Below are 24,058 nucleotides of genomic sequence, written 5' to 3'. Positions count from 1 at the left end.
GTTATCTCCGGGTCGTCACGACCTCTTCCAGCCAGTGCCTTGGCATCGGCACCGGCTCTTCCGGGCGACGCAACGCCTGCAGCTTTGCGTCATACACCTGCAGCAGTGTCTCCATGCCGTGCTCACGCTGGCCATGCCCAGCGCCGGCGAACGATGCCCAGATGTTGGCGCACTTCCTGATAGCGTCTTCGATCCTGCCTTCCTGAATATCAGGCAATGCACGGCGCTCTCTGATCAGCTGGATGGCCCAGCGATCCTGCGCCACGGCGCCGAAGTTGAGCAGGCCGAGCTGGTCACGGTAATGCGCCCAGTGCTTGCGCATGTGCTGATAGCGCCCGCTGGCGGACGAATAGAGCGTGCCGCGGATATGCTTGGGCGGTCGGCCATTAGCGAACGGGTGCGCCGTGTAGTCCGCGAAGATCTCCGGGCCATCAGCACCGGTCACGATCACGTCATAACCATCGTTGACGGTCAGCGGGTGAAGGCCTGCGGACGTTCCCTCAGACCAGGCAATCATGTCGAGAAAGGCACAAACAGAAATGCCGCCGGCGTCGGCGGTATTGATCCGAGCCATGCGGCACCTCAAACAGAAAAGGCCCGCCGATTGGCGAGCCTTGAGAATCTGGTAGCAGATGCAGGAATCGAACCTGCTTCTCCGGGTTATGAGCCCAGCGTCTTTCCATCTGACCCATCTGCGATAGGCGAGCCCCGATCACGGGAATAATCGGGGCTCAGGGGTACGCTTCCGGGAATGAAAGCTGTGTGCGATGTCTGATCGTTGGTTGCCGACGCAGATACCGCACAGTACATACATCTTATCTAACGGTAACAGAATACACAATATATGGTGTGTATTTTTGTACAGCTACACCACATGTTGATTGTCAGGCCGCCATAACCTCATCCTTCGCAAACGTCATCAGCACCTTATCCGCCAGCGCTTTGCGCACTCGACCTGCCAGCATCGATAGCGACTTGTCAGATGGGAACGCATCAAACGGCACGACCAGCTGACCGGCCGTTACCTGCAGACGCACACCCAGCCCCATACGCTCCGCCAGCACGAACTGGTGATCGACGATCCACGACAATGTGACTTCGCGCGGCGCCCGGGCCAAACGCTCTGCATCGACCGGTCCCTTGGGTGCCGCCGTGGGGTATGCCGTCAGCATCACCGCCGCCAGTGCGCGGGCCGGGAGATCCGCCAGCAACTGCTGCCCCAGCTGCGCCACATGCGAACGCTGCGCCATGTGCTCGCACTCCCACTCCATCGAGTCATAACCGCCGCTGCCGCATCCCGGCACGTTGCCCAAGGTAGCCGTGGGCGAGATGCTCGGATAACCGATGCGCGTGTCCTCTTCGAACAGCCGGTAATCAACCTCGGCCTCGATCGCCGCCAGCACCAGCTGCTCAGCTGCCTGATACCGTTGCTGCTCGCTTGCCTCGGACATTCCCAGAATCCGGATCATCGATTTAATGGATCTCATGAGCGCCACTCCGTGCCATGGGTGAGTGATTGCCGGGGGCCGTGTACAGCAGTGGCCGGCATGTTCATGTATTCGCGGATAACCGCCTTGGCTTCCTCGAGGCCACGGGCCAGCACGGCGCAATAGCCCTGCTCTTCAACAGTGGCCAGCCATTCCTTTTGGCCTTCCGATGTCGCGGCGTGCTTCGGTGGCGTGGCCTTGAACTCCAGATAAAGGCCGTGATGGCCACCCCGGGCGCAGGCAATCACCAGATCGCTGACACCGGCCCTCACGCCCTGGCGCTTGAACTTCGTGGCCTCGACACGATGACGACTGCCACCATTAGGCACGGCATAGGTGCAGGCATAGGCCGGGCCAATGACGCTCTGGCGCTGCTTCTCGCCATACAGCCACATGATCAGGGCGGTCTGCTCGGTGCCTTCGTGGTCGACATGCTTACGGCGTGCACTGGCGGGCTTTCGTTGGGTGATTGTGGTCATTGGTCTTCAACTCCCCCTTCCACATCCCTTGATGCGACAGCAATAAGGGTCGCCGCGACGATGGCGAGCATGACAAGGCCGATCATCACTCGGGCCATGTAATGCCATTCAGCGAGATTGAAAGATGCGCACATGAAGCAGCCGACCAGATAGCAGGCGATCAGATAGCAGGCGATCAGCCCGAGAGCGGACAGGACCGTTACTTCTATAAGCTCTTTCACTTGGCTACCTCCTGAGACTTGATCTCGGCAAAATCCGCCGGACTTTTGCCGCTATCCTTGAAGTAATACGCAGCGCCGAAAGAACCACCCCTGATAAGAAAGAAGCTTTTCATGCCGCATGAAGGGCAATCACCTGAACGCGGACCCACCCACGTACTCATGCAGCTATCGCAATAAAGACGCTCCATATCACTCATCTAGCCGCCCTCCCTTGCCGGCGCTTCCACGCCTGATAGTCACTGACGATGCGATCAAACATCTGCGCGGCGCTGTGCGATGAATCGAGACGCGACCGGCTATCGACGCCACACACCTTGCGGATGACATCGGCGGCATCGGTCTCGGAATGGGTGCCATCGGGCAGGTCGTCATGGGCGAGGCCCTTGCGAGCCCGCACCGCATGATCGAGATAGAGTCGAAAGTCTGGATTCTGGCCCAGCATGACGGCGCGTGTGGTGCGGCTGGCGGACGTCATGCAGCACCTCCGAACATATCGAACTGCTCTGAATTGAGACGCGCACGAGCTGTATCGTTGAGCCACAGCGCTTCGACACGCTCCCGGGCCCCGTCGGCAAACGCCACACGCTTGATGCAATGCCAGCCGGCGAAGATCTCTTCATAGAGAGGCGATAGGTAGCCACTGACAACAACCATGCCCTCTACTTCATTGAGCGCATTAGCGAGGCGGACATGCTGGCTATCGTCCAGCTCGTGACGGTAAGCGGCATAGCCGGATCGGGTAGACTCGAGATACGGCGGGTCAACGTAGTGCAGTGTGTCAGGGCCATCGTGGGCAAGGATGGTATCTACCGCATCACGGTTTTCGATCACTACACCGCGAAGGCGCTCTACAACTGCCGATAGCGCATTGGGATAATTCGCCCAGTCGTGGGCCGGCGTTGTTCCACTGCGATTGCTATTGGCTCGAAAACCTGTTGCCTGGCCAGAAGCAGCAACAGAGCCAAATCCCATGTAGGCACGCACCACGGTACGGCGTGCCTGCTCGAGCGCATCGGATGAAGCCTCATAGGATTGGCTAAACTCAGCACGCGAATAAGGAGTCATGGCCAGAGCTTCTGAAAGCTCGGCGCCGCGATCACGGGCCACGCGAAACAGGTTCACGATCTCGCCATCCAGCTCGTTGTAAACCTCGGCGTATGCGCGCGGCTTCATCAGAAGGACAGACGCTGCGCCGCCGAACGGCTCAACGTAGACGCGATGAGAAGGCAGGTTGCTGATGATCCATGGCGCCAGCTTGGCCTTGCCACCGTGATAACGCAGGATCGGACGAGTGACGACGCTCATGCCGCACCCCCTTGGTCATCGCGCACTGCCTCACACTCGAACATGCCAAAGCCTGAATCTGTGGCGGTCACCAGCTGACGGCTTGGCCCTTCCTGACGCTCCTGCATGCCCGCCAGCTCCAGATGACCCATGCCCAGCAGCTCATTGACCCGGCCACAGACTGCATTGATCGGCATGCCTGTTTGATCGCTGATCTCCTGCCTGGTCAGCGCCGTGCCCGCGGCGCACATGTGCGACAGCACCTGCATACGGCGTGACAGTGCGGCACCGGTGCGGCGTGCCTCACGATAAGCAGCGGCGGACACTTCGCGCCCGGTCGGTGTTCCGATTGGTGTTCCCATGATTAACCTCTCCCCAGTGCGGCACGCAGACCGGCGATGCCGGCCGGGCCCTTATGTTCTTCCGCCAGCTTCGCGGCCTTCTCTTCGCCAGCACGGACCGCCAGCTCTGCCGGCGTCAGTGCGCGGTCAGATTCCAACAGCGCACGCGGCACCAACTGGTCACCGGCCATCACCCGATTGACCAGCGCCTGGTATTCACGGTTGAAGCGATTCCCCAGCGCCTTGCGCTTGCCCGGGTCGCTGGTCTCATGCAGTACCCGCCAGCCGATCGCGTAACCCGCAAGACGCACAGCTTCATGGCTCCAGCGATGCCCGGCCGGGTCGTGTGCATGGTCGTTGGCTTCCTGCCATGCCCGGGTGACATCCGGCATCCCCAGATCAGCAGCAGTCGGCTCACACAGCGCGGCGAACTCAACCGGCTGCGGCGGCCATGCTTCACGGCCAGCCCGGGCAGCGTCCTGCACCTGAGTGCGCAGATGACCCAGACCCAGCTCCAGATACCGGCGCGGCAGATGGGCAACCTCTGCCAGCCACAGCCCGGTTTCATCCCAGTCGCCCCACTGGCTCACAAAACGGCTGCCGAACATCGAACGCATGGCGTTGAATACGTAATCCATGTCTTCAGCCGTTACCCTGGGACCAGTCGCCGTCGAAGGTCTGTCCTGCTGGCTGCTGTCCTGATTCACGCTGTGCAGCGGCGCGGGCTTCCTGTGCAGTTCTAAGCTGGCGAGGACGTTGCTGGCGGTTTGCATGGTTGCCTCCGGTCTTGGCGGTTGTGCTGGCAGTGTTCTGGTTGCGTGCTGCCTCACGGCGGCGGTTCTCATGGATCCAGCGAGCAAAGCGGGCTACCCAGGCATGGGCACCAAAGCGCTTGCCGCTGTCAGCGAAAAATGCAGTGAAGTCCGCCAGCTCTGCGGCGGTGTACTGGGTTTCCATGGACAGGCCACGGCGATGGCACTCAACGGCGAGGGTCTGTTGATCAGGAACCCAGTCGAGTGACATCGGGAGTTGATCAGCACCAGCGGTCAGGGGTTTGCCGGAATCGTCGAGATGCTTTGCCCGTTCGAAGATCGACTGCGATGGCTCGCTCGCGTCATCCGCGCCAGAGAGAGAGGGGTTATTGATATTGGTATCTTGATTCGTCGGAGATTTTTCCGACCCTTGACGGATATTTTTCCGACCCTGCTCGGATTTATTTCCGAGGGTCGGAGATTTTTCCGACCCTGCTTTATTCCACTCGATGCCCTTGGCAGTCAGGCGGATGAACGTCTTGTTATCGGTGCTGGTCATGTCGATCAGGCCGGCATCGCGCAGCTGCTTCATGAGGCGATAAACCGTGTCCTGCTTGTCGGTCAGAATCGGCAATTCCTCGACGACCTTGCCCTTGCCACAGTTGAACCATGTGACGCCATCAATCTGGCGAGCCGTGGCCCAGGTGGGCACCTGATGGAGATAGGCAAACAACAGCGCCTGCTGGGCATTCAGGCCCCACTCCAGCGCTTTGGTCTGATTGATCGAGACGATGAATTGCATTATTCACCGTCCTTCTTCGAATGAAGGTCAGCGAAAGGTTGGGCGACGGATTCGTCTCCAATCATCACAACCTGAATGTTTCTCAGGCCCCACTCTTTCAAGTCGCCAGAATTTTCCAAGACCTCGATCACAGAGCCCTTGGCAGCGCTTTCAGAAGCTGCGGTAAGCGCTCCTGCTCTCAGAGTTGACTGCCCAACTCCGTATTGGTAGCGCTCCAAGATCATGGCGTAGGAATAAAGATTCATACCGCCACCGCCTGCGGGCCAGCGGCCACGCCAGACCAGTAGTTAAACTGCGCAACGGTCAGTGCCTCGTCACGCTCGGCAGCCGCCAGATCGTTCAGCGAAGCACGCTCGGCACGCAGCTGGGCCAAACGCCGGCCAGACTGCTCGACACGCACGCGGTAATACTCCGCCAGCGCGTTGACCATGCCGTTCCTGTTATCAAGCCGGCCGTGTTGAAAATGTTCGTTCTGTGCGCGATCGGCATGCATTTGCAGCTGCCGGTCACTCAATGTTGTTAGGTCGATGCGTTCCATTCCCGTACCCCTGTACAAATACACAGCTGAATCAAGCACGCTTCTTGGCGGCGGGTTTAGCGGTAGAATTTGAATCGCCAGCCCGCAGAGCCCGATTTGTCCGCCCTTCGATTTCGTACTGAAGGTTTTCTGAAAGCTGGTCAGGCCATTGGCTGACAGCGCCTTTTGTGCGACCCAAAGCAACTGCTGTTGCCGTCACACCACCGAAAAACTTGATCACGTCCTGCTTTGTCATGGATGCGCTCCTCTCTATACGAGCAGTTTAGCGCTCTATACCAATGAGACGCAAGAAACTAAACACGGGTAGCGTTTAAACTTCTAAACATGAACGAATCAATAGCAAGTCGAATCAAAGACCGAAGGAAAGAACTCCAGCTGACTCAGCAGCAGCTGGCGGATAGTGTCGGAAAAACTAAAGGCGCAGTCAGTCAATGGGAGGCAGGCGCCACGCTTCCCAAAGGCGAAACGCTGGTGAGGCTTGCAGAGAAGCTGAACTGCAGCGCGCGGTGGCTTTTTTACGGAACGCCTGACGACCTTGATCAGGTAAAAGAAAAGCAGCTGGATTATGTGATCGACCGAGATACACGGCCCATCATCGTGTGGGACGCGCCAGAAGATCTCCCGGACGGTGAATTTGTCATCGTGCCGCGCGTCGATGTCCGGCTGTCAGCTGGAACGGGAGCGCTTGTGTTTGCAGAGAACGTGGTGGGCCTGGGCAATACGCACAGAATCGGGTGGGTAAGACAGCATCAGCTGGACCCAAAGAAGCTCATAACAGCGGTGGTAACCGGTGCCAGTATGCAGCCCACACTGCCAGAGGGCGCATCAGTCACTATCGACATGCGAGAGCAGCACGTCGTGGACGGTAAGGTTTACGCGATCGGTTATGCTGATGAAGTCCGTATCAAGCGCGTTTATAAGCGGTATGACGGCGCACTTATCCTGAAATCAGATAACCCTGACAAGGGTTTGTTTCCTGACGAGACAATCGAAGGTGCTGCGCTGAATCACATCCGAATCATCGGCCGCTATGTGGCCCATACCTACGATGGTGAAATATGAGGCAATACGCTCGATATTTGGTGATGGCAGCCGCTGCCGGCTTTTTAGCGGGCTGTGGAGGCAGCGAGCCTGAATACGATCAAATGGCCTATCAGGGCGCCATCATGTCGGCGGCAAAGCAGGCAGACCACAGCAACCGGTACGCCATCCAGATGATGAGTGCCGATGAAACCCTGGCATCAGTAGAGATCAGCTTCCGCGCTACGCCTGCAAGCCTGGGGCAAGCTCAAGCGCTGGCTTCAGCTTTCTGTGTCAACCTTTACGAACGACTGCACGAATCCACGGACGACCAGTTCCCCAAGCCCGAAACGGTTGCATGCCACGCCGGAAAAAATTCCGGCGGCGATAGGCGTAATGTCTACAGCGGCATCTATGTCGAAAACGGGCATGTATCGAAAATCACTGACGTTTAACTACCTCCGCTAAACATTCCCACTTAGGAAGCTATATAAAAAGGTATAGCTTACTAAATTTTCCCTTGACCGTTTGGTTTAGTTCACTATACATTGTGTGCATCAGCTCAACGCAGGGCAGGTGGCAACAATGAACATCATCGAATCAAACGGCTGGAAAGCGATTGCGCCTAAGAAGCGCGACGGCCAGCACCTTTCTCCAAAGCAGGCGCTGTATCTGCTGGGCGTTGCCCAGGGCATGACGCACAAGCAGATCGCTCGCCAGCACGGCATCAGTCCGGCCATCGTCGGCAAGGCAATGGCCGTCATCTATCACAAACTGCATGTCGAGCGCGCCACAGCCGCTGTAGCCGAGGCCATACGCCGTGGCTGGATCAGCCCGCTGTGTGTGCTGCTGGTGCTCTGCACGCTGATGGCGCCGACCAGCCAGCACGCCGTTCGTGTTCGTCCTGTCCGCCAGCGTGTCGCCACCTCGGTCAGCGTTGCATGCCGGGAGTCGTTCGCATGATCCGCACCACTCGCATCGCCACACCGCGCGGCATCTTCACATGCGCCTACCGAACATCCGCCAACAGCATTGCTGCACTGGCTGCTCGCAACGGCTGGCGGCTGGCGGTCAGCCACGGCCGGGTGGCCATGGTCGAGGCGCCCACACCATGAGGAACCCGTCATGTTCGATGTATTTCAGGCAATCGTTGTGGTGACCGTGGTGGCGCTGACCGGGTACGGCATTTGGTACGCGCTGGCACCAATCGTATGACCCGAGCTGCCGGGTAAGCAGCACGCTCTTTAACAATCAGGAATCGAAAGCGTCCCGGGCAACCGGGGCGCATCCCCAAGCGCCACCGCTTCGGGATGCGTATGCAGTCACCAAACAAGGAGATGTCACATGCAATGCGATTGCAGAAAAGAGTTTGAAGAAAAGATCGCAGACGTTCTGAAGAAGGATCTACCCGAAGGGTGGGAAAGGTTCGATGCCAATTTGAATGGCTATGTCCTCGCAATGCCTTCACTGGAAGAGCGGCTGACCATCCGCTACGAGGGCGAAGTTTACGTTCCCAAAAAGGCTGGCGGCCTAAAAAGGCAGAAGGTCTCAACTTCTATTCAGGTGAGGTACTGCCCCTTCTGCGGCGAAAAAGCTGCTACCGAAAGCAAGGAGTAAGCCCATGCACGTCACTACCAAACCCGGCGCAGATGGCACCACACACGTCACGCTTCGCGATGAGGAAGGCCACTTCATCGATGTCACGCACATGTCGCCGTTTGTCTTTGAGCTTTTTCTTGCGTGCTGCCGAAGCATGACCGAAGCCGAGGCTTTCTTTCTGATCCTGGACGAACACCAACAGGAGGCCGCATGACCACTACCCCACCACCGAATGCCGGTACCGGTTATCTGCGAGAGCAGGCCGCGCTTGAAGATGTCGTGAATGCCCTTCTGGCTGACAGCGACCTGCAGGAACGCACGTTCATGCACGACCGCCAGCTGTACCGCGTCACCGCCCAGCGCCTTACCGATGCCGCAGACATCAAGGCTGCCACGTCGCAAATGTTCGGGGGCCGATCATGACGCGCATCGAAAGGCGTTACATCGCTATTGGCTTTGCATCCCTGATGGCCTGGCTGACAGCAATTGCCATGGGGGCTGCTTCTGTAGACCGCGCCAGCTATCAGGAATGCATCACCGCTGGCGGAACCACTCTCTACTGCTCACAGGGTTACCAGCCCTATCAGGAGTGACCCATGGACCTCGAAAACCAATCGCTCAATGAAAAGCGGTGCAATTGCTGCGGCGAGACATGGCCGAATGACAGCGACTTTTTCACGATCACCAGAGGCAAGGTCAGCACCGTATGTAGAGCCTGCCTTGATAGCTACCCGTCACGGCTCAGGCGCACCGCACAGGGGCGACGGATCCTCGAAGAACGCACCAGCCAGCGCGTCGCCTCCAGCTGTCACCCCGCAACGTTCGTGCTGATGCGCGACTACGCCAAACACCAACAAGGAAAACACTCATGACTGAAGCAGACATCGGCGGCTGGATTATGTGGGCCATCAGCGGGGGCGGTTATGCGCTGGTGATGTTGTTCATGATCGGGGCCATCTGCATCAACCCGCGCGACCCCATCGACCCGCCAGCCGAGGCAACCACGGCGGAATGAACGACGGCGCCAGCAGCGATCTGCTGGCCATCGGAAAGAGGGCGGAGCGTGAAAAAAGAAAATCAGGACGTGAGTGCAATACGAAACTCCGGACGTATCACGTCATAGCTGTTTGGTTCCCTCTTTTTCCGATGCGCGACGGTGCATCACATGCAATCCCTGCGTTTGCCTGGCCGATCGGCCGGGCCCTTTTCCCGCAGGGCAAAACGAACGCAGGGAGATAGATATGGCCGACGAACACGAAATCACGCAGTTATCGGTTTGGCTGGACAAGCCAGCCGTGCAGCAGGCGTTTACCACACTGGCCTGCGAAATCATTCAGGCCCGTTGCTACGCGGAAACCTACGGGAAAGAGGCCGCCGCTCGGAAGTTTGGTGGCGACAAGGACGGCACAGCGACCGACTACCCGGTCGCGGGGAAAGTTGTCATCGGTCGAATGGGCGCTCTCAAGGTTGAGATGACAATTGAATCTGAAGACAGCTGCTGGTCTGGCGAAGAACTCCAGCACGACGAAATCAAGGCCATTGGCATCTCTTCGATGGTGGTAGGTGGCAAAAAACTGACAATGCGGGACAAACAATCATGATGTGGAATAAAAATTTTCAGATTTACCGGCTGCTCGACACCGAGCACCTGCCGCTCGAGCAGCTCTCCGAGGCGCTCGAGAAATACCGCTTTCAACCGTGCAGCGAATCTCAGGCCCGCCGTGTGGGCTGGTCTGCACCGTCCGGGGATTCTCGAAACGGGTGTCTGGTGCATGAGGTCTCCGGCCACCGCCTGATCACCCTGATGCGGCAAGAGCGCATCCTGCCCGCTCCGGTTATCCGCGATGAGCTGGCCGAGCGCGTCGATAAGCTCACCGCCCAGCAGGGCTATCCGCCAGCCCGGCGCGACAAGCTGGCGATGAAGGAGCGCGTCGTTGAAGAGCTGCTGCCGAAAGCCTTCACAAAGAACAGCCGCACCGATGTCTGGATCGACACCAAGGCCAACATCATCGGCGTGGCGGCCGCCAGCTCCAAGCGCGCCGAGGAAGCGCTGGACGTGCTGCGCGAATCGCTCGGCTCACTGAAGGTCATACCGCTGGCACCGCAAACACCCGCCGGTCGCACCATGACCACATGGCTCAACGACCCCACTACCCGCCCCAATGGCTTGATCGTCGGTGACCGCGTGGTGCTGAGAGCCAAAGGCGATGACGGAAAGATCGTGGCCACGTCCATTGATGTTGATGGCGATGAAGTCCGCACCTCGCTGGAAGTTGGCCGGCAGGTCTCGCAGATGGCGCTGACGTTCGAAGAGCAGATGTCCTTCACCCTGGTCGAGGACATGAGCATCAAGGGCATCAGGTTTGCCGATGCGGTGCTGAAGGAGGTCGATGACACCGACAGCGACGAAAACCCGGTCATGCAGATGGAGACGGAGTTCGTGCTGGCGGCCCAGTGCCTGGCACACACCATCGACAAGCTGATGCATGCGCTGGGTGGCGAAGCGAAGGCAATGCCGGTAGATCTGGCGGGAGATGCGGCATGAAAAGAGAAAGCCATGGCGACTATGGAAGCCCTGAATACCGCGCTTGGGTAGCAATGAAAACCCGGTGCCATAACCCTGAGTCATCTGGATACAAAGGATATGGTGCTAAAGGGATAACGGTTTGCAATGAGTGGAGAGAATCTTACACAAGGTTCCTGGCTGATATGGGGCGCAAGCCTACCCGGCATCACACCGTCGACAGAATCGATAGTTCAAAGGGTTACTCGAAAGAAAACTGCAGGTGGGCGGACAGAAGCGAGCAAGCTAGGAATAGGGATATTTGCCGCATCAGCTTTGATGGCCGAACGCAAACAATCGGGGACTGGGCAAAAGAGATAGGGGTAACCGTGAAGACTATAAGGGAGCGAAGGAAGAAGGGTCTCCCGATGCATGAGGTTCTTGGCCCGGCCATTCCCCGGAGCGAAAGGAACAAGGGTGGAATTTCGCACTATGTGCCACGGCGCATTGATTCGGGGGAAGCAACATGAAACGCGACACCATCCTCTGCCTGTGCGACTACAGCGGTGTGATGGCCCAGCCCTGGGTGATGGCGGGTTACACCGCCATCCTCATCGACCCACAACACCCGGCCGGCATCACCATCGATGGCGGCTATGTCCGGGCGGGTCATGAGATAGACCACCCGATCAGCTGGCAGGTCATCCGGGCCTATCTGCCTCGCCTGGCATTCGTTGTTGGCTTTCCTCCTTGTACAGAATTGGCAGTTTCCGGCGCCCGATGGTTTGCATCGAAAGCAGCGGTTGATCCTGCTTTCCAATTTAAGGCCATGCAGGTCGTCTGGCAGTGCCACGTTATCTCCGAGATGATCGGTGCGCCATATCTCATCGAAAACCCCGTCAGTCGAATAAGCAGCTTCTGGCGCAAGCCAGATCATTGGTTTCATCCGTGGCACTACACGGGATGGGAGCCTGAAGATAACTACACGAAGAAGACCATGCTTTGGTGCGGCGGTGGCTTTGTCATGCCGCCAGCGCTTGAAGCTGACGGCCTAGGGCCGCCGGACAATCGCATCCACCACTGCCCGCCTGGCGCCGAGCGCGCCAACATTCGCAGCGCCACTCCTCGCGGGTTTGCCCGGGCGGTATTCGCTGCCAACGGCGACATAGCTCGCAACCGCCAGCCATCGCACCCGTTGGGCCCCAAGGTCGAGCGCTGGGTGCAGGAAATCGAACAGGGAGAAGAGGCATGACGCATGCAGAACTCTGCATTCGCGCAGATAAATGGCTCCGGAACGCTATCGGCTGCGGGGTGACTTTCAACGACCGCTTCCAGGCAGCAACACATAACGGCGAGCAGCCCGATGCTATCGGTTGGCGCGATGGCCTTTCCTTCTTGGTTGAGGTCAAGGTAAGCCGTGCGGACTTCCTTGCAGACAGGAAAAAGCGGTTCAGGGCTGATCCTGCTCTGGGCATGGGCGACTGGCGTTTCTACATGTGCCCGCCTGGGATGATCAAACCCGAAGAACTGCCAGCGGGATGGGGCCTGCTTTACTGCCACGCTCGCAAGGTCGAGAAAGTGCATGGCATACCCATGAACACTCATTACTGGTCGGGGCGTCCTTTCGAGGGTGCCAAAACTCCCGAGCTGCAGCTGATGTATTCGGCGCTGCGACGGCTCAAGTTGCGAGGCCGTTTTGATGAGATTTACGAGCCGATACCGGCCATAGGCGGGGCGTGATGAAAACCCGCCCTCTCCACTGGCAGGAACCGGCCACGGCGCCCTGCCCTGGCTGCAATGGCACTGGCGAGTGGTCGGGCATGTTCTCGAGCGGGCCGTGCGCGGCATGTGATGGTACCGGGCTGGTCGCCGAGGACGGTGAGCCACTCGACATGCGCGACCTGCTGGCCATCATGCGCCGCCAACGTGACCGCCATGGCGATCGATTCAGACGGCTATGGCATACGCCTGGCGTGCCGGAGGCCGTAGAGCGGCACCGCCAGCAGCAGCAACAGAACGAGCGTGATCAACACGCAGAGCGGAAAAGACAACTGAGGGGAGCGTGATGTCAGACACGGCAAAAAGAAGGGACCAGCTGAAGCAGGCGCAATCGTTCGCAATGCATGGCATCAATTTTGTGACTGTGCCGGTGTTCGACGATACAGAAGAGTTTGAAGCCTTGAAGATGTCAGACAGAAATTCTGGCAAAAAACTGAAGGAAATGGCGGGGGGATAACCATGCAGACACAGAATGAAGAGCGACTGGAAAGCCTGGTCGAAAAGATGGAGGCACTGCTGGTGCATCAGTCCCAGCAGGAGGTGCTTCTGTCGATGTCAGAGGTGTGCGAGCGCACCGGCTACAGCAGCACCAAGATGTATCAGATGGTGAAGGATGGCCGCTTCCCGGCCGGGCGCCGGATGTTTAACGGAGGCGTGCGCTGGCGAGCTGCTGACGTCAATGAATGGATCAGGCAGGAGTGGGAACGCTCGGCACCTGCACCGCGTCGTGCTTGAGCCCATCAATGTAATCCGCCCACCACTGCAACATGCGGCGTCGATCATCAAGATAGTCTGCGTGGTTGTACGCCGCTCTCACCTTGTCGCCTGGCGAGTGCGCCAGCTGCTTCTCTATCAGATCACCCCGCCAGCCGTGCTGGTTCAGCAGCGTTGAAGCAGTAGCGCGGAAACCGTGACCGCTAAACTCCCCGCCCCACCCCATGCGCACCAGCGCCGTATTGATGGTCGTGTTTGTCATGCACTCATTGGGCCGCCGATTGTTCGGGAACATGATGTCTCGGCCGCCGGTGTAACCGTGAAGCTCAGTCAGCAGCGCCATGACCTGATCAGATAGCGGCACCACATGCGGTATGCGCCGCTTCATCCGATCTTTCGGCACCCGCCACTCTTTCCTCTTCCAGTCTATTTCTATCCAGAGCCCTTGGCGCATCTCCCCTGTACGTAACATCGTCAGCATCAACACCTGCATCGCAATCTGCGTCAGCCGGTAGCACTTCGAGTTATCAATATCGCGCGCCAGATCCGCCAGCCGGGCAGGCGTCAGACTTGTGGAGTGCTTGGTGGGCACACGGCGCACGGTTCGGCGCAGCGCCTGCGTTGGATCAGACTCGACGCGCAGCGTGTTGATGGCATGGCCATAGACCGCGCCGATCCACTGACGCACCAGCGTGGCCACCGATGGGGCCCCACGGTCAGCGATGCCGGTTATCAGCTCGAGGATGTCCGCCGGCGTGATCTCCTTGATGGGCCGATCCCCCAGCGCGGGCAGAATATCGTTATCGAAACCCTTCCTGACCTGCCGGGCATAGTAGGCAGACCAGTGGCCAGACTCGTGGCGGTACCATTCCTCAGCCAGCACGCCAAACGTATTCACCTGCTCGCGGCGCTCGGCCGCGCGTTCCTTCTCTTTGGCCTTCTTCGGATGCACACCGTTGGCGGCATGATGTTTTGCCCAGTCACGACCCGCGCGGGCTTCCTTCAAGCCCACACCCGGGTATTGCCCGATCGTATAGATGCCCTCTTTGCCATCCACGAAGTAACGCACCCGCCAGCTCTTCCTGCCGGACGGCTGCACGTCGAGGTATAAGCCGTTGTCATCCGCCAGGCGGTACGCCCTATCCTTGGGCTTTGCCTGTCGCGCCTTGGTATCTGAGATTGGCATGGCTGGGTAAAAGCTCCGTATCGGACTGGGTAAATCACTTTTACCCAGCATTTTACCCAGATCATAACAGGATGGGCACGGTTTGATATGTGCCAAAAAGGAAAAGGCCCCGCCAATGGCGGGGCCTCCAGAAGACGGGATGTCTTTATATACAGTACATGGGAGAGCGATAGTGATTATCGATCATCAATACTTTCATGGCTTTCCATCCTCACATTGGCCGGGCGGTCGGTACATCGACACGAAAATGACCCGGCCGGTCTTCGGTGTTGGCGCGTTGACCCCGCAACGGAATCCGGCTCTATTCGAGGTTGTCCAGCCCACGCTCTGCCATGGCAACAGCGCGGAACATGGCACGACGCTTGTTGAGCGTCTCCTGCCATTCATTGTCGGGATCGGAGTCGGACACGATACCACCACCGGCCTGAACGTGAAGCTCACCGTTTTTGATCACGGCCGTTCGAATGGCAATGGCCATGTCCATGTTGCCCTGCCAGGAGAGATAGCCCACGGCGCCTGAATAGATGCCGCGCTTGACCGGCTCGAGCTCATCAATGACTTCCAGTGCGCGCACCTTGGGCGCACCGGACAGGGTGCCGGCCGGGAAGGTGGCCCGCAGGACGTCCATCGGCCCCAGGGACGGCTTGATGCGCCCGGTCACGTTGGAGACGATATGCATGACGTGCGAATAGCGTTCGATGGTCATCTTATCGGTAAGTTCAACCGAGCCGGGCTGACTGATACGCCCCACATCGTTGCGCCCCAGATCGATCAGCATGACATGCTCGGCGATCTCCTTGGGGTCGGACAAAAGCTCCTGCTCAAGCGCGCGGTCTTCCTCTTCGCTGGCACCGCGATGGCGCGTGCCGGCGATCGGGCGCAGCGTGATCTCGTCGCGATCAAGTCGGGCCAGAATCTCGGGCGAGGCCCCAACGACATGATGATCATCGAGATTGAAAAAGAACATGTAGGGAGACGGATTGAGACTTCTAAGCGCGCGGTACAGATCCAGCGGCGGCGCCTGATAGGCGATGGTCATGCGCTGGGAAGGCACGCACTGCATCAGATCACCGGCCGCGACATATTCGCGAATACGCGTCACGGCGTCCTTGTAACCCTGCTCGGAGAAACTGGCAAAGAAGTCGTCTTCGACCACCGCGTCCCGGCCGGTGCCGGGACTTGAAGTGGTAATCGGGGTATGACGAAGCTGATGCTCAAGCGTTGCCAGCCGCTCCCGGGCCTGCTCGAGTGCGTTGTCATTGGCCGGGTCGGCATGAACCAGCAGGGTCAGACGCCCCGAAAGGTTGTCAAAGACCACCAGCTCATCGGCCACCATCAGCAAAATATCCGGCACATCGATCGGGTCGGGCTTTTCAACCCCGCGCAGACGCGGCTCGATCAAACGGATGGTGTCATAGCCGAAATAGCCGACCAGCCCTCCGTCAAAGCGCATCGCCTCCGAGCTTTCGGGCGCCCGGAAACGCCGGCGAAACTGCTCGATCCACTCAAGCGGGTCGTCGACTTCGGTAGCGCCCTGCAGATAGTCATCCACGTAATGACGAACGGTAAACCCGCTGACCTCGATGCGCTCACGACACGGCAGGCCAATAATGGAGTAACGGCCCCACTTCTCACCGCCCGTGACCGATTCGAGCAGAAAGCTCCAGGGCGCATCGGCAAGCTTTAAATAGGTCGACAGCGGGGTTTCCAGATCGGCCAGTACCTCACGGGTGACCGGAATACGGTTGTAGCCTTCAGCGGCGAGTTCGGCAAAGCGCTCGGATGTCATCATGTCGCAGATTCCTGTAGAGAGAGAAACGGTAATACGGTGCAGGGGGCTGGTATCACCAGCGCCAGCGCTTGACGTTTCTCATCAGTCCGCAGGCCTTTGCATTGAGTGACATGAGTGTATCTCGCAAGCTGAAAATTCCTTCGCACGAAGGGGAAAAAAGGGCGAGCAGCGCGACCATGGCTCGTTTTCAACCCTAAACGAGTTCTCCAAGTGAATCAAGAAGATGGTCGGGGTTCAGTGCAGCAATGGGCTCGCCATGATTGTATCCGTAGGTGACCGCCAGACAGCGACAGCCAAAGGCTCTGGCCGCCTGCACATCACTGCGCGAATCACCAATCATCAAAACGCGTTGGGGCGCAACGTCCAGGGCCCGGGCGACATGTGAAAGCGGCGCCGGATCCGGCTTTTTTTGGGGCAGTGAATCTCCGCCCAGTTTATGGGAGAAAACCCCCTCAAGCCCCATGGCTTCCAGAATGGGCTCTATAAAGCGTGACGGCTTGTTGGTGACCAGCGCCTGAGGAATACCACGCGCATGCTGGGCCTTGAGACACTCGACAACGCCCGGGTAGCAACACGTCCGTAATACCGGGTGGCGCGCATAGGAATCCATGAAAAGCGCCAGAGCCTCGTCGACCTGTTCGCTGCCAGGCCCGTCGGCGCCGAAAGCGCCGGCGTGCTCCAGCGCCCGCTCGACCAGCCGCCGTGAGCCGTTGCCGACCCAGTCACGCACCCGGTCAACGCCAACCGGCGCGAGATTCATGGTCTGCAGCATATCATCCACGGCCAGCGCCAGATCCGGCGCCGAGTCGATCAGGGTGCCGTCGAGGTCGTAGATAATCAGATCAATACCGTTAAGCGCATCGTGCATTTTCAGGCCATCACTGCGGGTGAATTCAGGTCATGATGACCCCATATAAAGGTGAGCAGGCCGGACATTGCCGGGAGCAAACGCACCGTCGTAGTGTCAGAAGTATCGATGCCGAAGACCGGCCTGTCACGGTCATTTGTGACCGAAAGCCTTCAGGCCGTGGTCCGCTGTGCGGGCCACCGCCTGAATGTTTTCCCTTTCACTTTTCTTATGGAGCAGTCTATGGCGATCCCTCGCATTGTGGTGGTCGGTGGCGGCGCCGGCGGTCTTGAGCTGGTCACCCGCCTAGGGCGCAAACTGGGCAAGTCCAACAAGGCCGAAATTGTTCTGGTCGATCGCAACCCCACCCATATCTGGAAACCGCTGCTGCACGAGGTGGCCGTCGGGGTGATGGACTCAAGCCTTGATGAAGTGTCCTATCAGGGACATTCATCCAACGCAGGCTACCGCTACCAGATCGGCACGCTGTGCGGTCTGGACCGGGAACACCGCCAGATCCGTCTGGACGCGATTCACGACGACAAAAATCGTGTCGTTTTGCCCGAGCGACGCCTGGATTATGACTATCTGGTGCTCTCGGTGGGCAGCGTCTCCAACGACTTCGGGACGCCGGGGGTGGCGGATCACTGCTATTTCCTGGACAGCGTCAAACAGGCAGAAGCCTTTCGCAAGCAGATGCTCAATACCTTCCTGCGCTGCAGCAACCGTGAAGAAGCCGGCAAATCCGGCATGTCGGTGGCCATCGTGGGCGGCGGCGCCACGGGCGTGGAGCTTTCAGCCGAGCTTCTCAATGCCACGCAGATGCTTCACGGCTATGGCTTTAGCCGTATCAGCCGTCAGCAGCTCAAGATCCATCTGCTGGAAGCCGCTCCGCGGGTACTGCCCGCCCTGCCCGAACGCATCAGCCAGTCGGTGCACCGTGAGCTTGAACGACTCGGCGTCGAGATTCATACCGACACCCGAGTGACCCAGGCCGACGAGAACGGGTTCGAGATTGCCGATGGGTCACGCATTGATGCCGACCTGACCGTCTGGGCGGCCGGTGTCCGCGGCCCCTCTATACTGTCCGAACTGGGGCTTTCCACCCAGCGCAACCATCAGGTCATCGTTCAGCAGACCATGCAGAGCGTGGACGACGAGCGCATCTTCGCGCTGGGCGACTGCGCGGCCTGTCCGCAGCCGGGTGACAAGATGGTGCCGCCGCGAGCGCAGGCTGCTCACCAGCAGGCCAACACGCTTTATAAAAACCTGAAAGCGGCCATGGCCGGACGCGAGATGAAAGACTTTCACTACAAGGATATGGGCTCGCTGATTTCGCTGGCGCATTTTGACGCCGTGGGCAATCTCATGCGCGGAGCGTCTGCAAAGGGCGTGCTGGTCGAGGGCTGGATGGCCAAGATCTTTTACGCCTCGCTGTATCGTATGCACCAGGCCGCCATCCACGGCTATACGCGTACCGGCGTTCGTATGCTGGTCGACCGCATCAACACCATCATTCGACCGCGTCTCAAGCTGCACTGAGCGCCGTTCACACACCGCGTTTTTCATACCACCCGCTGCATCTCCGGGGCCGCCAACAGCGGCCCCCTTTTTTTGCAGGCTCGCCCTGCCTGCTGCCTGTCCGCCGCCTTTATTTTTTGCACTTTCCAGACGCTCGGTTAAAGGCCCTGCGACCAAGGTCTGGTTTTCTACAGGGCTTTCGTATCGCAACCTGAACCGATATTGGGAACGATCCCAATACAAGTGCACAAGGTTGGCAAACAGGCAGCGACATGACAGCGTCCACACCCGGCCATCAATCAGAACCAGGCCACGCGCGTCGCCCGACCATTCACGACGTGGCGCGCGATGCCGGCATCTCCAAGACCAGTGTCTCTCGCTATTTTGGCCACGAGCGTGCCCTGCTGTCAGAGGCCATGGTTCAGCGCATCGAGGCCGCCATCGAGCGCCTCGGCTTTGCACCGGACCGCCTTGCCAGCGGCCTGCGCGGCCGCCGCACCGGACTGATTGGCATGGTCGTCGCCGATATCCGCAATCCCTATACCGTCGACATGCTTCATGGCGCTGAGCTTGCCTGTCGTGAGCACGGCTATTCGCTGCTGGTCTGCAATACCGACAACAGCGACCAGCTCGAACGGCGCCACCTGGAAGTGCTGCACGGCTATAGCATTGAAGGTCTGGTGGTCAATACCCGGGGGCGCAACGTGGCATCGCTGGCCGCCCGTCGTGAGGCAGGCCTGCCCATGGTGCTGGTGGATCGCCATATCGACGGGCTCGACTGTGACATGGTGGGCCTTGATAACGAACAGGCCGTGACGCTGGGCGTATCGCACCTGCGGGATCAAAGGTATCAGCGCCTTTTAATGATCACCGAGCCAACCGATGGAATCAGCTCTCGAAAGGCCCGCGTTGAAGTATTTCGCCATCAGGCGCACGCCGCTGGGCTGAGCGCGGAAGTTCAGCAAAGCCCCCAGGAGAGTATCGATCCGGACTGGCTGGCCGATACTCTGATGCAGTGGCTCAGGGCCGGTGATCGCCCGGGCGCCATTGTCTGTGCCAACGGCGTGATCACCCTGGCCGTCTGTCATGCCCTATTGGCACTGCTGGAAACGCCATTTGAGCAGGTTGGTGTGCTGGGGATCGACGAGCTGTCGTGGTGCGCTCTGGTGGGTCCGGGCATTACCACCGTGGCCCAGCCGGTCGACGATATCGGCTATGGCGCCATCACGACCCTGTTGAATCGTATCAGGGGCGCACCGGGCAAAGGGGAAATCACGACCTACGCCGCGCGTTTGCATGCGCGCGGCTCCACTACACTGAAAACGACATGAGCATTTTCCATACTGTAAGGCATGACGCCACGGCGGCCATCCTTTCCGGAGCCGCTTCCAGACCAGGTGACGCAAGGAGTTTTCCATGGGACCGGTAATGATCTGTACTTCTGCCTTTGGCGCCGATCTGGTCAGGCAACTGGGTCAGGCTGGCGTTCTTGAACACATCAGGGATGCCGGCGCACAGGGGGTCGAAATTCGCGAAGAGCTTTTGAGTGATCGCGACATGCCGCTGAGCCGGCTACGCGAGGCCATCGAACAGGCCTCACTGACCTGCGTCTACTCCGCGGCCACGGCGCTGTTTGATGAGCGAAGCCATCTCAACACTGCCGAGATGCATCAGGCACTGGCGCGGGCCGATGAGCTGGGCGCGCAATGGGTCAAGGTTGGCCTGGGCCAGCTGTGCGCCGAGTGTATTGACGACGGCGCTGCCGCCCTCAAGGCGGCACTGGTCGATCAGACGATGCCGATACTGATCGAAAACGACCAGACCTCCTGCGGCGGCGATCCGCTGATTCATGCCGCCCTGCATCGAGCGCTCGGATCCTCGTTGATTGGTACGACCCTGGACCTGGGCAATGGGTACTGGACGGATCACGATCTTTCACAGGCCGCCAGCCGACTGGGGGCACAGGTGCGTTACGTGCACTGCAAGGCCGTTACCCACGTGGAGGGCCATCCCGAAGCCTGTCCGCCAAATGACGCTGCGCGCGCGCACTGGTCCGCGCTCTGGCACCACTTCCCGACCGAGGTGCCTCGTGCCATCGAGTTCCCGCTGGATCATGACAATGTCAGTGCCACCGCACGTCATGTCGAACAGCTGACGTCGCTGGCCTGACCCACGCATGGCCAAAACGCCACGCACACGCAGTGGCATGACACATCGATAAAGACGGCCGATCCTGGCCGTCCCTGCATTTCCACATCCGCATCTACATATACATCAGGAGAAATCATGTCCTCGAAGAAAACGGTCATTGTGTATCAACGCGCGCTGAAGCCTGACCTGCGCGAAAAGCTGGAACGTGAATACAACGTGCTGGATTTTTCCCGGACTCCGAACCTGACGCAGGACGCCGAGTTCAAAAAGGCACTGTCTCAGGCCCATGCCCTGATCGGCTCAAGTGTGACCCTCCCCGCCGAGCTATTGGATCAGGCGCCCCACCTTGAGGTGGTGTCGAGCATTTCGGTGGGCGTGGACAACTACGACATCGATTATCTCAGCAAGCGGGGCGTTGTGCTTTGCCACACGCCGGATGTGCTGACCGAGACCACCGCCGATACGGCCTTTTTACTGATCCTGGCCAGCGCCCGCCGCGCAGTTGAAATGGCTGAGATGGTGAGAAAGGGAGAATGGACCGGCGGGATCGCCGAGCCTCATTTCGGCGTGGATGTTCAGGGCAAGAAACTCGGCATTATCGGCATGGGTCGTATCGGGGCCGCCATTGCCCGTCGCGGCAAGTTCGGCTTCAACATGTCGGTGAGCTATCACAATCGCTCGCGCCACGAGGATTTTGAACGCGAGCTGGGCGCTGACTGGAAGGCGCTCGACGACCTGCTGCGCGATTCGGACTTTGTCTGCGTGACCGTGCCGCTTTCTGATGCTACGCGCCACATGTTTGGCAAGCGCGAGTTCGAACTGATGGGCGAAAACACCATCTTCGTCAACATCGCACGCGGCGGTGTGGTGGACGAGCCGGCAATGATCGAGGCGCTTCAAAACGGCACCATTCGCGCCGCGGGGCTGGATGTGTTTGACACCGAACCCCTGCCCGGTGATTCACCACTGGCACACATGGACAATGTCGTGGCGCTGCCGCATATCGGCTCGGCCACGCATGAAACCCGCTACGCTATGGCAGAGCTCGCCGTGGACAATGCCCTGGCGGTGCTCAGGGGAGAAAAGCCGCGGGCGCCGTATAACTGGGACGCACTCGACCGCTGAGCGTCACCGGGGCTGCTGCCTGAAGGCATGGCGGCACCGGGCACAAAAAAATCGCCGGCCATCAGGCCGGCGATTTTATGAAACGCTTTCACGAGGAGAAGACTCCTCAGTCGTGATCACGCCGACATCAGCGGTCCCGGGTTTTTCAGATACTCTTCACGGATCTTTTTGGCGGACCAGTAGGTCAGTGCGCCGATCAAATCGGTGGGGTTGGCCTGAAAGTTCTGCGGGAAGGCATTGCCGCCGGGAACGAAGACGTTGTGGACGTCCCAGCTCTGCAGGTAGCGGTTGATCGCCGAGGTGCTCGGATCGGTACCCATTACTGCACCGCCCACGTTGTGGGTCGAGACATAGCTGGTCACCTTGAAGTGCGAGCCTTCGAGGTTGAAGCTTTCGTCGCGGTAGTCCGGCTTGAGCACATCGGCGATTTCGCGCAGACGGTCACGCATGAAGGCCGACAGGCGGTGTTCGTTCTGCTTCCAGTCAAACGTCATGCGCAGAAGCGGCATGCCGTAGGGGTCCTTCCAGGTGGGATCAAGATCCAGCATGTTGGAACGATACGACATGACGCTGCCGGTCATCGACAGTTTCATGTGATGACCGTAACGCTGCTGCAGTGCGTCCTTGTAGCCCTGCCCCCACTTCGGTGCGCTCTTGGGCAGCGGCGTCTTGATCGGCGTGCCGCTGGCCTGCGACGAGTGCATCTTGGCCCCGCCAATGAAGCCGTACGGGGCGCTGTCGAAGTTGCCGGGCGAGAAGTCATTGAACATGCGCCCGGTCGCACCCGCGGTGGCAAACGGGTTGAATTCGATGTCATCGAAATACATGTGAATGCCGCCGCCGATTTGGTAGGCATAGTTCCGCCCGACGGTGCCGGTGCGAGCAACCGGGTCATACGGCTTGCCAATGCCGGAGTTGAGCATCAGGCGCACGTTATTGAGCGAGTAGGAGGCCAGAATGACCATGTCCGCCGGCTGGAAGACTTCCTCGCCGTGCTCGTCGATGTAGGTCACGCCGGTGGCGGTCTTGCCATCCTGAGCCAGTTCAACACGCGTCACGTTGGCGTTGGTGCGGTAGGCAAAATTGCTGCGCTGCTTCAGGGCATTGAGAATGCAGGTCTGCGGCGAAGCCTTGGAATAGTTCAGACAGCCGTAGCGTGAGCAGAAACCGCAGTAGTTGCACGGCCCGAGCTGCATGCCGTACGGGTTGGTCCAGGCCTCTGAAACATTGGCCGACGGGTTGGGGAACGGATGATACCCCAGCTGGCGTGCGGCCTTGTCAAACATCTCGGTGTTCTGAGTGTCCTGCAGCGCCGGCAGCGGGTAGGGCTCGCTGCGCGGACCTTCGAAGGGATCGCCGCCTTCCTGGATCTCGCCGTTGAGGTTGCCGGTGGTGCCGGACTGACCGCAGACCTTCTCAAAGAAGGTGAAATGCGGTTCCAGCTCGTCCCACGTCACACCGAAATCCTGAATCTGCATGTCGTCCTGCAGCACGCCCTTGCCAAAGGCCTGGTCGGCAAAACTTTTCAGCTGCAGATCGGTCGGGGTTGGGCGAATCAGGACGCCGGTCCAGTGCGCACCGGCGCCGCCGACGCCATCACCGGGCAAAAAGGCGCCCAGCTTGCGCTGCGGCAGCGCGCGCTCTTCAAGATCACGACGGATCGTGACGGCCGCCTGCTTCGGCTTTTGCATCATGGTATGGCGAATACCGTATTCGAGCTCATCCGCCGGCTTCGGGTAAGCGAAGTCCTCGTTGGTACGATCGGCGCCGCGCTCCAGCGCCAGCACGTTGAGGCCCGCCTCGGTAAGTTCCATCCCCATGATGGAACCGGTCCAGCCGAGACCGACGATGACCGCATCGACACGCGGTTGTTGCTTAGCCATGTACTGTTAGCTCCTGAAATCCTGTCACGCGCCT

General features: G+C 59.3%; 38 protein-coding genes and 1 tRNA gene. 21 read left to right on the top strand and 18 right to left on the bottom strand.

All coding sequences use genetic code 11. The features are described 5' to 3' along the window. Nucleotide 1: 1 nt before the first annotated feature. The 14 genes from ACUN8C_RS05835 to ACUN8C_RS05770 form a co-directional block, all read right to left on the bottom strand. Entirely contained in the window at nucleotides 2-574 is a 573-nt protein-coding gene (locus ACUN8C_RS05835) for a glycoside hydrolase family 24 protein (protein ID WP_445621326.1), read from the bottom strand. Nucleotides 575-623: 49 nt separating this feature from the next. Continuing rightward, nucleotides 624-697: transfer RNA gene (locus tag ACUN8C_RS05830), tRNA-Met, on the bottom strand. Nucleotides 698-884: 187 nt separating this feature from the next. Next, on the bottom strand, nucleotides 885-1,487 hold the full coding sequence (locus ACUN8C_RS05825; protein ID WP_445621325.1) for a hypothetical protein: 603 nt from the start codon (nucleotides 1,485-1,487) through the stop codon (nucleotides 885-887). After that, on the bottom strand, nucleotides 1,484-1,966 hold the full coding sequence (locus tag ACUN8C_RS05820; protein ID WP_445621324.1) for a VRR-NUC domain-containing protein: 483 nt from the start codon (nucleotides 1,964-1,966) through the stop codon (nucleotides 1,484-1,486). The genes ACUN8C_RS05825 and ACUN8C_RS05820 overlap by 4 nt, the downstream gene beginning before the upstream one ends. Continuing rightward, nucleotides 1,963-2,187, bottom strand: a complete 225-nt coding sequence (locus tag ACUN8C_RS05815; RefSeq protein ID WP_445621323.1) for a hypothetical protein — start codon at nucleotides 2,185-2,187, stop codon at nucleotides 1,963-1,965. Before ACUN8C_RS05815 ends, ACUN8C_RS05820 begins: the two co-directional genes overlap by 4 nt. Continuing rightward, complete coding sequence (locus ACUN8C_RS05810) at nucleotides 2,184-2,384, bottom strand: hypothetical protein (RefSeq protein ID WP_445621322.1); 201 nt, start codon at nucleotides 2,382-2,384, stop codon at nucleotides 2,184-2,186. Before ACUN8C_RS05810 ends, ACUN8C_RS05815 begins: the two co-directional genes overlap by 4 nt. After that, entirely contained in the window at nucleotides 2,381-2,662 is a 282-nt protein-coding gene (locus ACUN8C_RS05805; RefSeq protein WP_445621321.1) for a hypothetical protein, read from the bottom strand. Before ACUN8C_RS05805 ends, ACUN8C_RS05810 begins: the two co-directional genes overlap by 4 nt. After that, nucleotides 2,659-3,492 carry a DNA adenine methylase gene (locus ACUN8C_RS05800; protein WP_445621320.1) on the bottom strand — a complete coding sequence of 278 codons (834 nt, stop codon included), beginning with the start codon at nucleotides 3,490-3,492 and terminating at the stop codon, nucleotides 2,659-2,661. The genes ACUN8C_RS05805 and ACUN8C_RS05800 overlap by 4 nt, the downstream gene beginning before the upstream one ends. After that, nucleotides 3,489-3,833 (bottom strand): hypothetical protein, encoded by a 345-nt coding sequence (locus tag ACUN8C_RS05795; RefSeq protein ID WP_445621319.1) that lies wholly within the window; start codon nucleotides 3,831-3,833, stop codon nucleotides 3,489-3,491. Before ACUN8C_RS05795 ends, ACUN8C_RS05800 begins: the two co-directional genes overlap by 4 nt. A gap of 2 nt (nucleotides 3,834-3,835) precedes the next feature. After that, nucleotides 3,836-4,450 carry a replication protein P gene (locus ACUN8C_RS05790; protein ID WP_445621318.1) on the bottom strand — a complete coding sequence of 205 codons (615 nt, stop codon included), beginning with the start codon at nucleotides 4,448-4,450 and terminating at the stop codon, nucleotides 3,836-3,838. Nucleotides 4,451-4,454: 4 nt separating this feature from the next. Next, nucleotides 4,455-5,366 (bottom strand): DnaT-like ssDNA-binding domain-containing protein, encoded by a 912-nt coding sequence (locus ACUN8C_RS05785; protein ID WP_445621317.1) that lies wholly within the window; start codon nucleotides 5,364-5,366, stop codon nucleotides 4,455-4,457. Next, complete coding sequence (locus ACUN8C_RS05780) at nucleotides 5,366-5,611, bottom strand: hypothetical protein (protein WP_445621316.1); 246 nt, start codon at nucleotides 5,609-5,611, stop codon at nucleotides 5,366-5,368. The genes ACUN8C_RS05785 and ACUN8C_RS05780 overlap by 1 nt, the downstream gene beginning before the upstream one ends. Continuing rightward, complete coding sequence (locus tag ACUN8C_RS05775; RefSeq protein ID WP_445621315.1) at nucleotides 5,608-5,904, bottom strand: hypothetical protein; 297 nt, start codon at nucleotides 5,902-5,904, stop codon at nucleotides 5,608-5,610. Before ACUN8C_RS05775 ends, ACUN8C_RS05780 begins: the two co-directional genes overlap by 4 nt. A gap of 31 nt (nucleotides 5,905-5,935) precedes the next feature. Next, on the bottom strand, nucleotides 5,936-6,139 hold the full coding sequence (locus tag ACUN8C_RS05770) for a Cro/CI family transcriptional regulator (protein WP_445621314.1): 204 nt from the start codon (nucleotides 6,137-6,139) through the stop codon (nucleotides 5,936-5,938). An 89-nt stretch (nucleotides 6,140-6,228) separates the two neighbouring features. Between ACUN8C_RS05770 and ACUN8C_RS05765 the strand changes: the two genes are divergently transcribed. The 17 genes from ACUN8C_RS05765 to ACUN8C_RS05685 all read left to right on the top strand — a co-directional run bounded on the left by ACUN8C_RS05765 (nucleotide 6,229) and on the right by ACUN8C_RS05685 (nucleotide 13,540). After that, nucleotides 6,229-6,966: a helix-turn-helix domain-containing protein gene (locus ACUN8C_RS05765; RefSeq protein ID WP_445621313.1), complete on the top strand. Its 738-nt coding sequence runs from the start codon at nucleotides 6,229-6,231 to the stop codon at nucleotides 6,964-6,966. A 23-nt stretch (nucleotides 6,967-6,989) separates the two neighbouring features. Then, the gene (locus tag ACUN8C_RS05760) at nucleotides 6,990-7,379 is read left to right on the top strand and encodes a hypothetical protein (RefSeq protein ID WP_445621312.1); all 390 of its coding nucleotides are present in this window, start codon (nucleotides 6,990-6,992) and stop codon (nucleotides 7,377-7,379) included. Nucleotides 7,380-7,509: 130 nt separating this feature from the next. Next, nucleotides 7,510-7,887, top strand: coding sequence for a response regulator transcription factor (locus ACUN8C_RS05755; protein WP_445621311.1), 378 nt, complete (start codon nucleotides 7,510-7,512; stop codon nucleotides 7,885-7,887). After that, nucleotides 7,884-8,039 (top strand): hypothetical protein, encoded by a 156-nt coding sequence (locus tag ACUN8C_RS05750; protein ID WP_445621310.1) that lies wholly within the window; start codon nucleotides 7,884-7,886, stop codon nucleotides 8,037-8,039. Before ACUN8C_RS05755 ends, ACUN8C_RS05750 begins: the two co-directional genes overlap by 4 nt. A 229-nt stretch (nucleotides 8,040-8,268) precedes the next feature. Next, nucleotides 8,269-8,541, top strand: a complete 273-nt coding sequence (locus ACUN8C_RS05745; RefSeq protein WP_445621309.1) for a hypothetical protein — start codon at nucleotides 8,269-8,271, stop codon at nucleotides 8,539-8,541. A 4-nt stretch (nucleotides 8,542-8,545) separates the two neighbouring features. Beyond that, complete coding sequence (locus ACUN8C_RS05740; RefSeq protein ID WP_445621308.1) at nucleotides 8,546-8,737, top strand: hypothetical protein; 192 nt, start codon at nucleotides 8,546-8,548, stop codon at nucleotides 8,735-8,737. Beyond that, complete coding sequence (locus ACUN8C_RS05735) at nucleotides 8,734-8,946, top strand: hypothetical protein (protein WP_445621307.1); 213 nt, start codon at nucleotides 8,734-8,736, stop codon at nucleotides 8,944-8,946. Before ACUN8C_RS05740 ends, ACUN8C_RS05735 begins: the two co-directional genes overlap by 4 nt. Next, nucleotides 8,943-9,116, top strand: coding sequence for a hypothetical protein (locus ACUN8C_RS05730; RefSeq protein ID WP_445621306.1), 174 nt, complete (start codon nucleotides 8,943-8,945; stop codon nucleotides 9,114-9,116). The genes ACUN8C_RS05735 and ACUN8C_RS05730 overlap by 4 nt, the downstream gene beginning before the upstream one ends. A 3-nt stretch (nucleotides 9,117-9,119) precedes the next feature. Further along, nucleotides 9,120-9,395, top strand: coding sequence for a hypothetical protein (locus ACUN8C_RS05725; RefSeq protein ID WP_445621305.1), 276 nt, complete (start codon nucleotides 9,120-9,122; stop codon nucleotides 9,393-9,395). Beyond that, nucleotides 9,392-9,538, top strand: a complete 147-nt coding sequence (locus ACUN8C_RS05720) for a hypothetical protein (RefSeq protein ID WP_445621304.1) — start codon at nucleotides 9,392-9,394, stop codon at nucleotides 9,536-9,538. The genes ACUN8C_RS05725 and ACUN8C_RS05720 overlap by 4 nt, the downstream gene beginning before the upstream one ends. 226 nt (nucleotides 9,539-9,764) lie before the next feature. After that, nucleotides 9,765-10,124 (top strand): hypothetical protein, encoded by a 360-nt coding sequence (locus ACUN8C_RS05715; protein WP_445621303.1) that lies wholly within the window; start codon nucleotides 9,765-9,767, stop codon nucleotides 10,122-10,124. Further along, nucleotides 10,121-11,068, top strand: coding sequence for a recombination-associated protein RdgC (locus ACUN8C_RS05710; protein ID WP_445621302.1), 948 nt, complete (start codon nucleotides 10,121-10,123; stop codon nucleotides 11,066-11,068). Before ACUN8C_RS05715 ends, ACUN8C_RS05710 begins: the two co-directional genes overlap by 4 nt. A gap of 484 nt (nucleotides 11,069-11,552) precedes the next feature. Beyond that, nucleotides 11,553-12,278, top strand: coding sequence for a hypothetical protein (locus tag ACUN8C_RS05705; protein WP_445621301.1), 726 nt, complete (start codon nucleotides 11,553-11,555; stop codon nucleotides 12,276-12,278). After that, a complete protein-coding gene (locus ACUN8C_RS05700; protein WP_445621300.1) occupies nucleotides 12,275-12,766 on the top strand; it encodes a hypothetical protein in 492 nt (163 codons plus the stop codon). Before ACUN8C_RS05705 ends, ACUN8C_RS05700 begins: the two co-directional genes overlap by 4 nt. After that, nucleotides 12,766-13,092 carry a hypothetical protein gene (locus ACUN8C_RS05695; protein ID WP_445621299.1) on the top strand — a complete coding sequence of 109 codons (327 nt, stop codon included), beginning with the start codon at nucleotides 12,766-12,768 and terminating at the stop codon, nucleotides 13,090-13,092. Before ACUN8C_RS05700 ends, ACUN8C_RS05695 begins: the two co-directional genes overlap by 1 nt. Continuing rightward, nucleotides 13,092-13,262, top strand: a complete 171-nt coding sequence (locus ACUN8C_RS05690) for a DUF1382 family protein (RefSeq protein ID WP_445621298.1) — start codon at nucleotides 13,092-13,094, stop codon at nucleotides 13,260-13,262. The genes ACUN8C_RS05695 and ACUN8C_RS05690 overlap by 1 nt, the downstream gene beginning before the upstream one ends. Nucleotides 13,263-13,264: 2 nt before the next feature. Next, nucleotides 13,265-13,540, top strand: a complete 276-nt coding sequence (locus ACUN8C_RS05685) for a helix-turn-helix transcriptional regulator (RefSeq protein WP_445621297.1) — start codon at nucleotides 13,265-13,267, stop codon at nucleotides 13,538-13,540. On the opposite strand, the gene ACUN8C_RS05680 is transcribed toward ACUN8C_RS05685, so the two are convergent. From ACUN8C_RS05680 to ACUN8C_RS05670, 3 genes are all read right to left on the bottom strand, one after another. Continuing rightward, on the bottom strand, nucleotides 13,494-14,705 hold the full coding sequence (locus ACUN8C_RS05680; RefSeq protein WP_445621296.1) for a tyrosine-type recombinase/integrase: 1,212 nt from the start codon (nucleotides 14,703-14,705) through the stop codon (nucleotides 13,494-13,496). The genes ACUN8C_RS05685 and ACUN8C_RS05680 overlap by 47 nt on opposite strands. A 301-nt stretch (nucleotides 14,706-15,006) precedes the next feature. Next, nucleotides 15,007-16,494 carry an anthranilate synthase component I gene (gene trpE / locus ACUN8C_RS05675; RefSeq protein ID WP_445621832.1) on the bottom strand — a complete coding sequence of 496 codons (1,488 nt, stop codon included), beginning with the start codon at nucleotides 16,492-16,494 and terminating at the stop codon, nucleotides 15,007-15,009. Nucleotides 16,495-16,690: 196 nt separating this feature from the next. Next, on the bottom strand, nucleotides 16,691-17,365 hold the full coding sequence (locus tag ACUN8C_RS05670; protein ID WP_445621295.1) for a phosphoglycolate phosphatase: 675 nt from the start codon (nucleotides 17,363-17,365) through the stop codon (nucleotides 16,691-16,693). Between the two features lie 222 nt (nucleotides 17,366-17,587). On the opposite strand from ACUN8C_RS05670, the gene ACUN8C_RS05665 reads away from it, so the two are divergent. The 4 genes from ACUN8C_RS05665 to ACUN8C_RS05650 all read left to right on the top strand — a co-directional run bounded on the left by ACUN8C_RS05665 (nucleotide 17,588) and on the right by ACUN8C_RS05650 (nucleotide 22,141). Further along, entirely contained in the window at nucleotides 17,588-18,886 is a 1,299-nt protein-coding gene (locus ACUN8C_RS05665; RefSeq protein ID WP_445621294.1) for an NAD(P)/FAD-dependent oxidoreductase, read from the top strand. A gap of 251 nt (nucleotides 18,887-19,137) precedes the next feature. Beyond that, entirely contained in the window at nucleotides 19,138-20,196 is a 1,059-nt protein-coding gene (locus ACUN8C_RS05660; RefSeq protein ID WP_445621293.1) for a LacI family DNA-binding transcriptional regulator, read from the top strand. 85 nt (nucleotides 20,197-20,281) lie between these two features. Continuing rightward, nucleotides 20,282-21,034 carry a sugar phosphate isomerase/epimerase family protein gene (locus ACUN8C_RS05655; RefSeq protein WP_445621292.1) on the top strand — a complete coding sequence of 251 codons (753 nt, stop codon included), beginning with the start codon at nucleotides 20,282-20,284 and terminating at the stop codon, nucleotides 21,032-21,034. Nucleotides 21,035-21,151: 117 nt separating this feature from the next. Next, nucleotides 21,152-22,141 carry a 2-hydroxyacid dehydrogenase gene (locus ACUN8C_RS05650; protein ID WP_445621291.1) on the top strand — a complete coding sequence of 330 codons (990 nt, stop codon included), beginning with the start codon at nucleotides 21,152-21,154 and terminating at the stop codon, nucleotides 22,139-22,141. 116 nt (nucleotides 22,142-22,257) lie between these two features. On the opposite strand, the gene ACUN8C_RS05645 is transcribed toward ACUN8C_RS05650, so the two are convergent. Beyond that, on the bottom strand, nucleotides 22,258-24,024 hold the full coding sequence (locus ACUN8C_RS05645) for a GMC family oxidoreductase (protein ID WP_108843924.1): 1,767 nt from the start codon (nucleotides 24,022-24,024) through the stop codon (nucleotides 22,258-22,260). Nucleotides 24,025-24,058 lie beyond the last annotated feature (34 nt).

The organism is Kushneria sp. Sum13, from assembly GCF_052692355.1.
The sequence above is the reverse complement of the archived record's forward strand: the minus strand, read 5'-3'. Positions and strand labels throughout refer to the sequence as shown.

Excerpts from the sequence above, each read along its gene's own strand:
- ACUN8C_RS05730 (WP_445621306.1), top strand. The coding sequence starts at position 8,943 with ATGACGCGCATCGAAAGGCGTTACATCGCTATTGGCTTTGCATCCCTG.
- ACUN8C_RS05650 (WP_445621291.1), top strand. The coding sequence starts at position 21,152 with ATGTCCTCGAAGAAAACGGTCATTGTGTATCAACGCGCGCTGAAGCCT.
- ACUN8C_RS05695 (WP_445621299.1), top strand. The coding sequence starts at position 12,766 with ATGAAAACCCGCCCTCTCCACTGGCAGGAACCGGCCACGGCGCCCTGC.
- ACUN8C_RS05780 (WP_445621316.1), bottom strand. The coding sequence starts at position 5,611 with ATGAATCTTTATTCCTACGCCATGATCTTGGAGCGCTACCAATACGGA.
- ACUN8C_RS05685 (WP_445621297.1), top strand. The coding sequence starts at position 13,265 with ATGCAGACACAGAATGAAGAGCGACTGGAAAGCCTGGTCGAAAAGATG.
- ACUN8C_RS05810 (WP_445621322.1), bottom strand. The coding sequence starts at position 2,384 with ATGAGTGATATGGAGCGTCTTTATTGCGATAGCTGCATGAGTACGTGG.
- ACUN8C_RS05770 (WP_445621314.1), bottom strand. The coding sequence starts at position 6,139 with ATGACAAAGCAGGACGTGATCAAGTTTTTCGGTGGTGTGACGGCAACA.
- ACUN8C_RS05755 (WP_445621311.1), top strand. The coding sequence starts at position 7,510 with ATGAACATCATCGAATCAAACGGCTGGAAAGCGATTGCGCCTAAGAAG.
- ACUN8C_RS05725 (WP_445621305.1), top strand. The coding sequence starts at position 9,120 with ATGGACCTCGAAAACCAATCGCTCAATGAAAAGCGGTGCAATTGCTGC.
- ACUN8C_RS05760 (WP_445621312.1), top strand. The coding sequence starts at position 6,990 with ATGGCAGCCGCTGCCGGCTTTTTAGCGGGCTGTGGAGGCAGCGAGCCT.
- ACUN8C_RS05700 (WP_445621300.1), top strand. The coding sequence starts at position 12,275 with ATGACGCATGCAGAACTCTGCATTCGCGCAGATAAATGGCTCCGGAAC.
- ACUN8C_RS05785 (WP_445621317.1), bottom strand. The coding sequence starts at position 5,366 with ATGCAATTCATCGTCTCGATCAATCAGACCAAAGCGCTGGAGTGGGGC.
- ACUN8C_RS05705 (WP_445621301.1), top strand. The coding sequence starts at position 11,553 with ATGAAACGCGACACCATCCTCTGCCTGTGCGACTACAGCGGTGTGATG.
- ACUN8C_RS05765 (WP_445621313.1), top strand. The coding sequence starts at position 6,229 with ATGAACGAATCAATAGCAAGTCGAATCAAAGACCGAAGGAAAGAACTC.
- trpE (WP_445621832.1), bottom strand. The coding sequence starts at position 16,494 with ATGACATCCGAGCGCTTTGCCGAACTCGCCGCTGAAGGCTACAACCGT.
- ACUN8C_RS05680 (WP_445621296.1), bottom strand. The coding sequence starts at position 14,705 with ATGCCAATCTCAGATACCAAGGCGCGACAGGCAAAGCCCAAGGATAGG.
- ACUN8C_RS05820 (WP_445621324.1), bottom strand. The coding sequence starts at position 1,966 with ATGACCACAATCACCCAACGAAAGCCCGCCAGTGCACGCCGTAAGCAT.
- ACUN8C_RS05750 (WP_445621310.1), top strand. The coding sequence starts at position 7,884 with ATGATCCGCACCACTCGCATCGCCACACCGCGCGGCATCTTCACATGC.
- ACUN8C_RS05805 (WP_445621321.1), bottom strand. The coding sequence starts at position 2,662 with ATGACGTCCGCCAGCCGCACCACACGCGCCGTCATGCTGGGCCAGAAT.
- ACUN8C_RS05660 (WP_445621293.1), top strand. The coding sequence starts at position 19,138 with ATGACAGCGTCCACACCCGGCCATCAATCAGAACCAGGCCACGCGCGT.
- ACUN8C_RS05800 (WP_445621320.1), bottom strand. The coding sequence starts at position 3,492 with ATGAGCGTCGTCACTCGTCCGATCCTGCGTTATCACGGTGGCAAGGCC.
- ACUN8C_RS05720 (WP_445621304.1), top strand. The coding sequence starts at position 9,392 with ATGACTGAAGCAGACATCGGCGGCTGGATTATGTGGGCCATCAGCGGG.
- ACUN8C_RS05670 (WP_445621295.1), bottom strand. The coding sequence starts at position 17,365 with ATGCACGATGCGCTTAACGGTATTGATCTGATTATCTACGACCTCGAC.
- ACUN8C_RS05740 (WP_445621308.1), top strand. The coding sequence starts at position 8,546 with ATGCACGTCACTACCAAACCCGGCGCAGATGGCACCACACACGTCACG.
- ACUN8C_RS05790 (WP_445621318.1), bottom strand. The coding sequence starts at position 4,450 with ATGGATTACGTATTCAACGCCATGCGTTCGATGTTCGGCAGCCGTTTT.
- ACUN8C_RS05795 (WP_445621319.1), bottom strand. The coding sequence starts at position 3,833 with ATGGGAACACCAATCGGAACACCGACCGGGCGCGAAGTGTCCGCCGCT.
- ACUN8C_RS05825 (WP_445621325.1), bottom strand. The coding sequence starts at position 1,487 with ATGAGATCCATTAAATCGATGATCCGGATTCTGGGAATGTCCGAGGCA.
- ACUN8C_RS05745 (WP_445621309.1), top strand. The coding sequence starts at position 8,269 with ATGCAATGCGATTGCAGAAAAGAGTTTGAAGAAAAGATCGCAGACGTT.
- ACUN8C_RS05715 (WP_445621303.1), top strand. The coding sequence starts at position 9,765 with ATGGCCGACGAACACGAAATCACGCAGTTATCGGTTTGGCTGGACAAG.
- ACUN8C_RS05710 (WP_445621302.1), top strand. The coding sequence starts at position 10,121 with ATGATGTGGAATAAAAATTTTCAGATTTACCGGCTGCTCGACACCGAG.
- ACUN8C_RS05645 (WP_108843924.1), bottom strand. The coding sequence starts at position 24,024 with ATGGCTAAGCAACAACCGCGTGTCGATGCGGTCATCGTCGGTCTCGGC.
- ACUN8C_RS05690 (WP_445621298.1), top strand. The coding sequence starts at position 13,092 with ATGTCAGACACGGCAAAAAGAAGGGACCAGCTGAAGCAGGCGCAATCG.
- ACUN8C_RS05775 (WP_445621315.1), bottom strand. The coding sequence starts at position 5,904 with ATGGAACGCATCGACCTAACAACATTGAGTGACCGGCAGCTGCAAATG.
- ACUN8C_RS05665 (WP_445621294.1), top strand. The coding sequence starts at position 17,588 with ATGGCGATCCCTCGCATTGTGGTGGTCGGTGGCGGCGCCGGCGGTCTT.
- ACUN8C_RS05655 (WP_445621292.1), top strand. The coding sequence starts at position 20,282 with ATGGGACCGGTAATGATCTGTACTTCTGCCTTTGGCGCCGATCTGGTC.
- ACUN8C_RS05835 (WP_445621326.1), bottom strand. The coding sequence starts at position 574 with ATGGCTCGGATCAATACCGCCGACGCCGGCGGCATTTCTGTTTGTGCC.
- ACUN8C_RS05735 (WP_445621307.1), top strand. The coding sequence starts at position 8,734 with ATGACCACTACCCCACCACCGAATGCCGGTACCGGTTATCTGCGAGAG.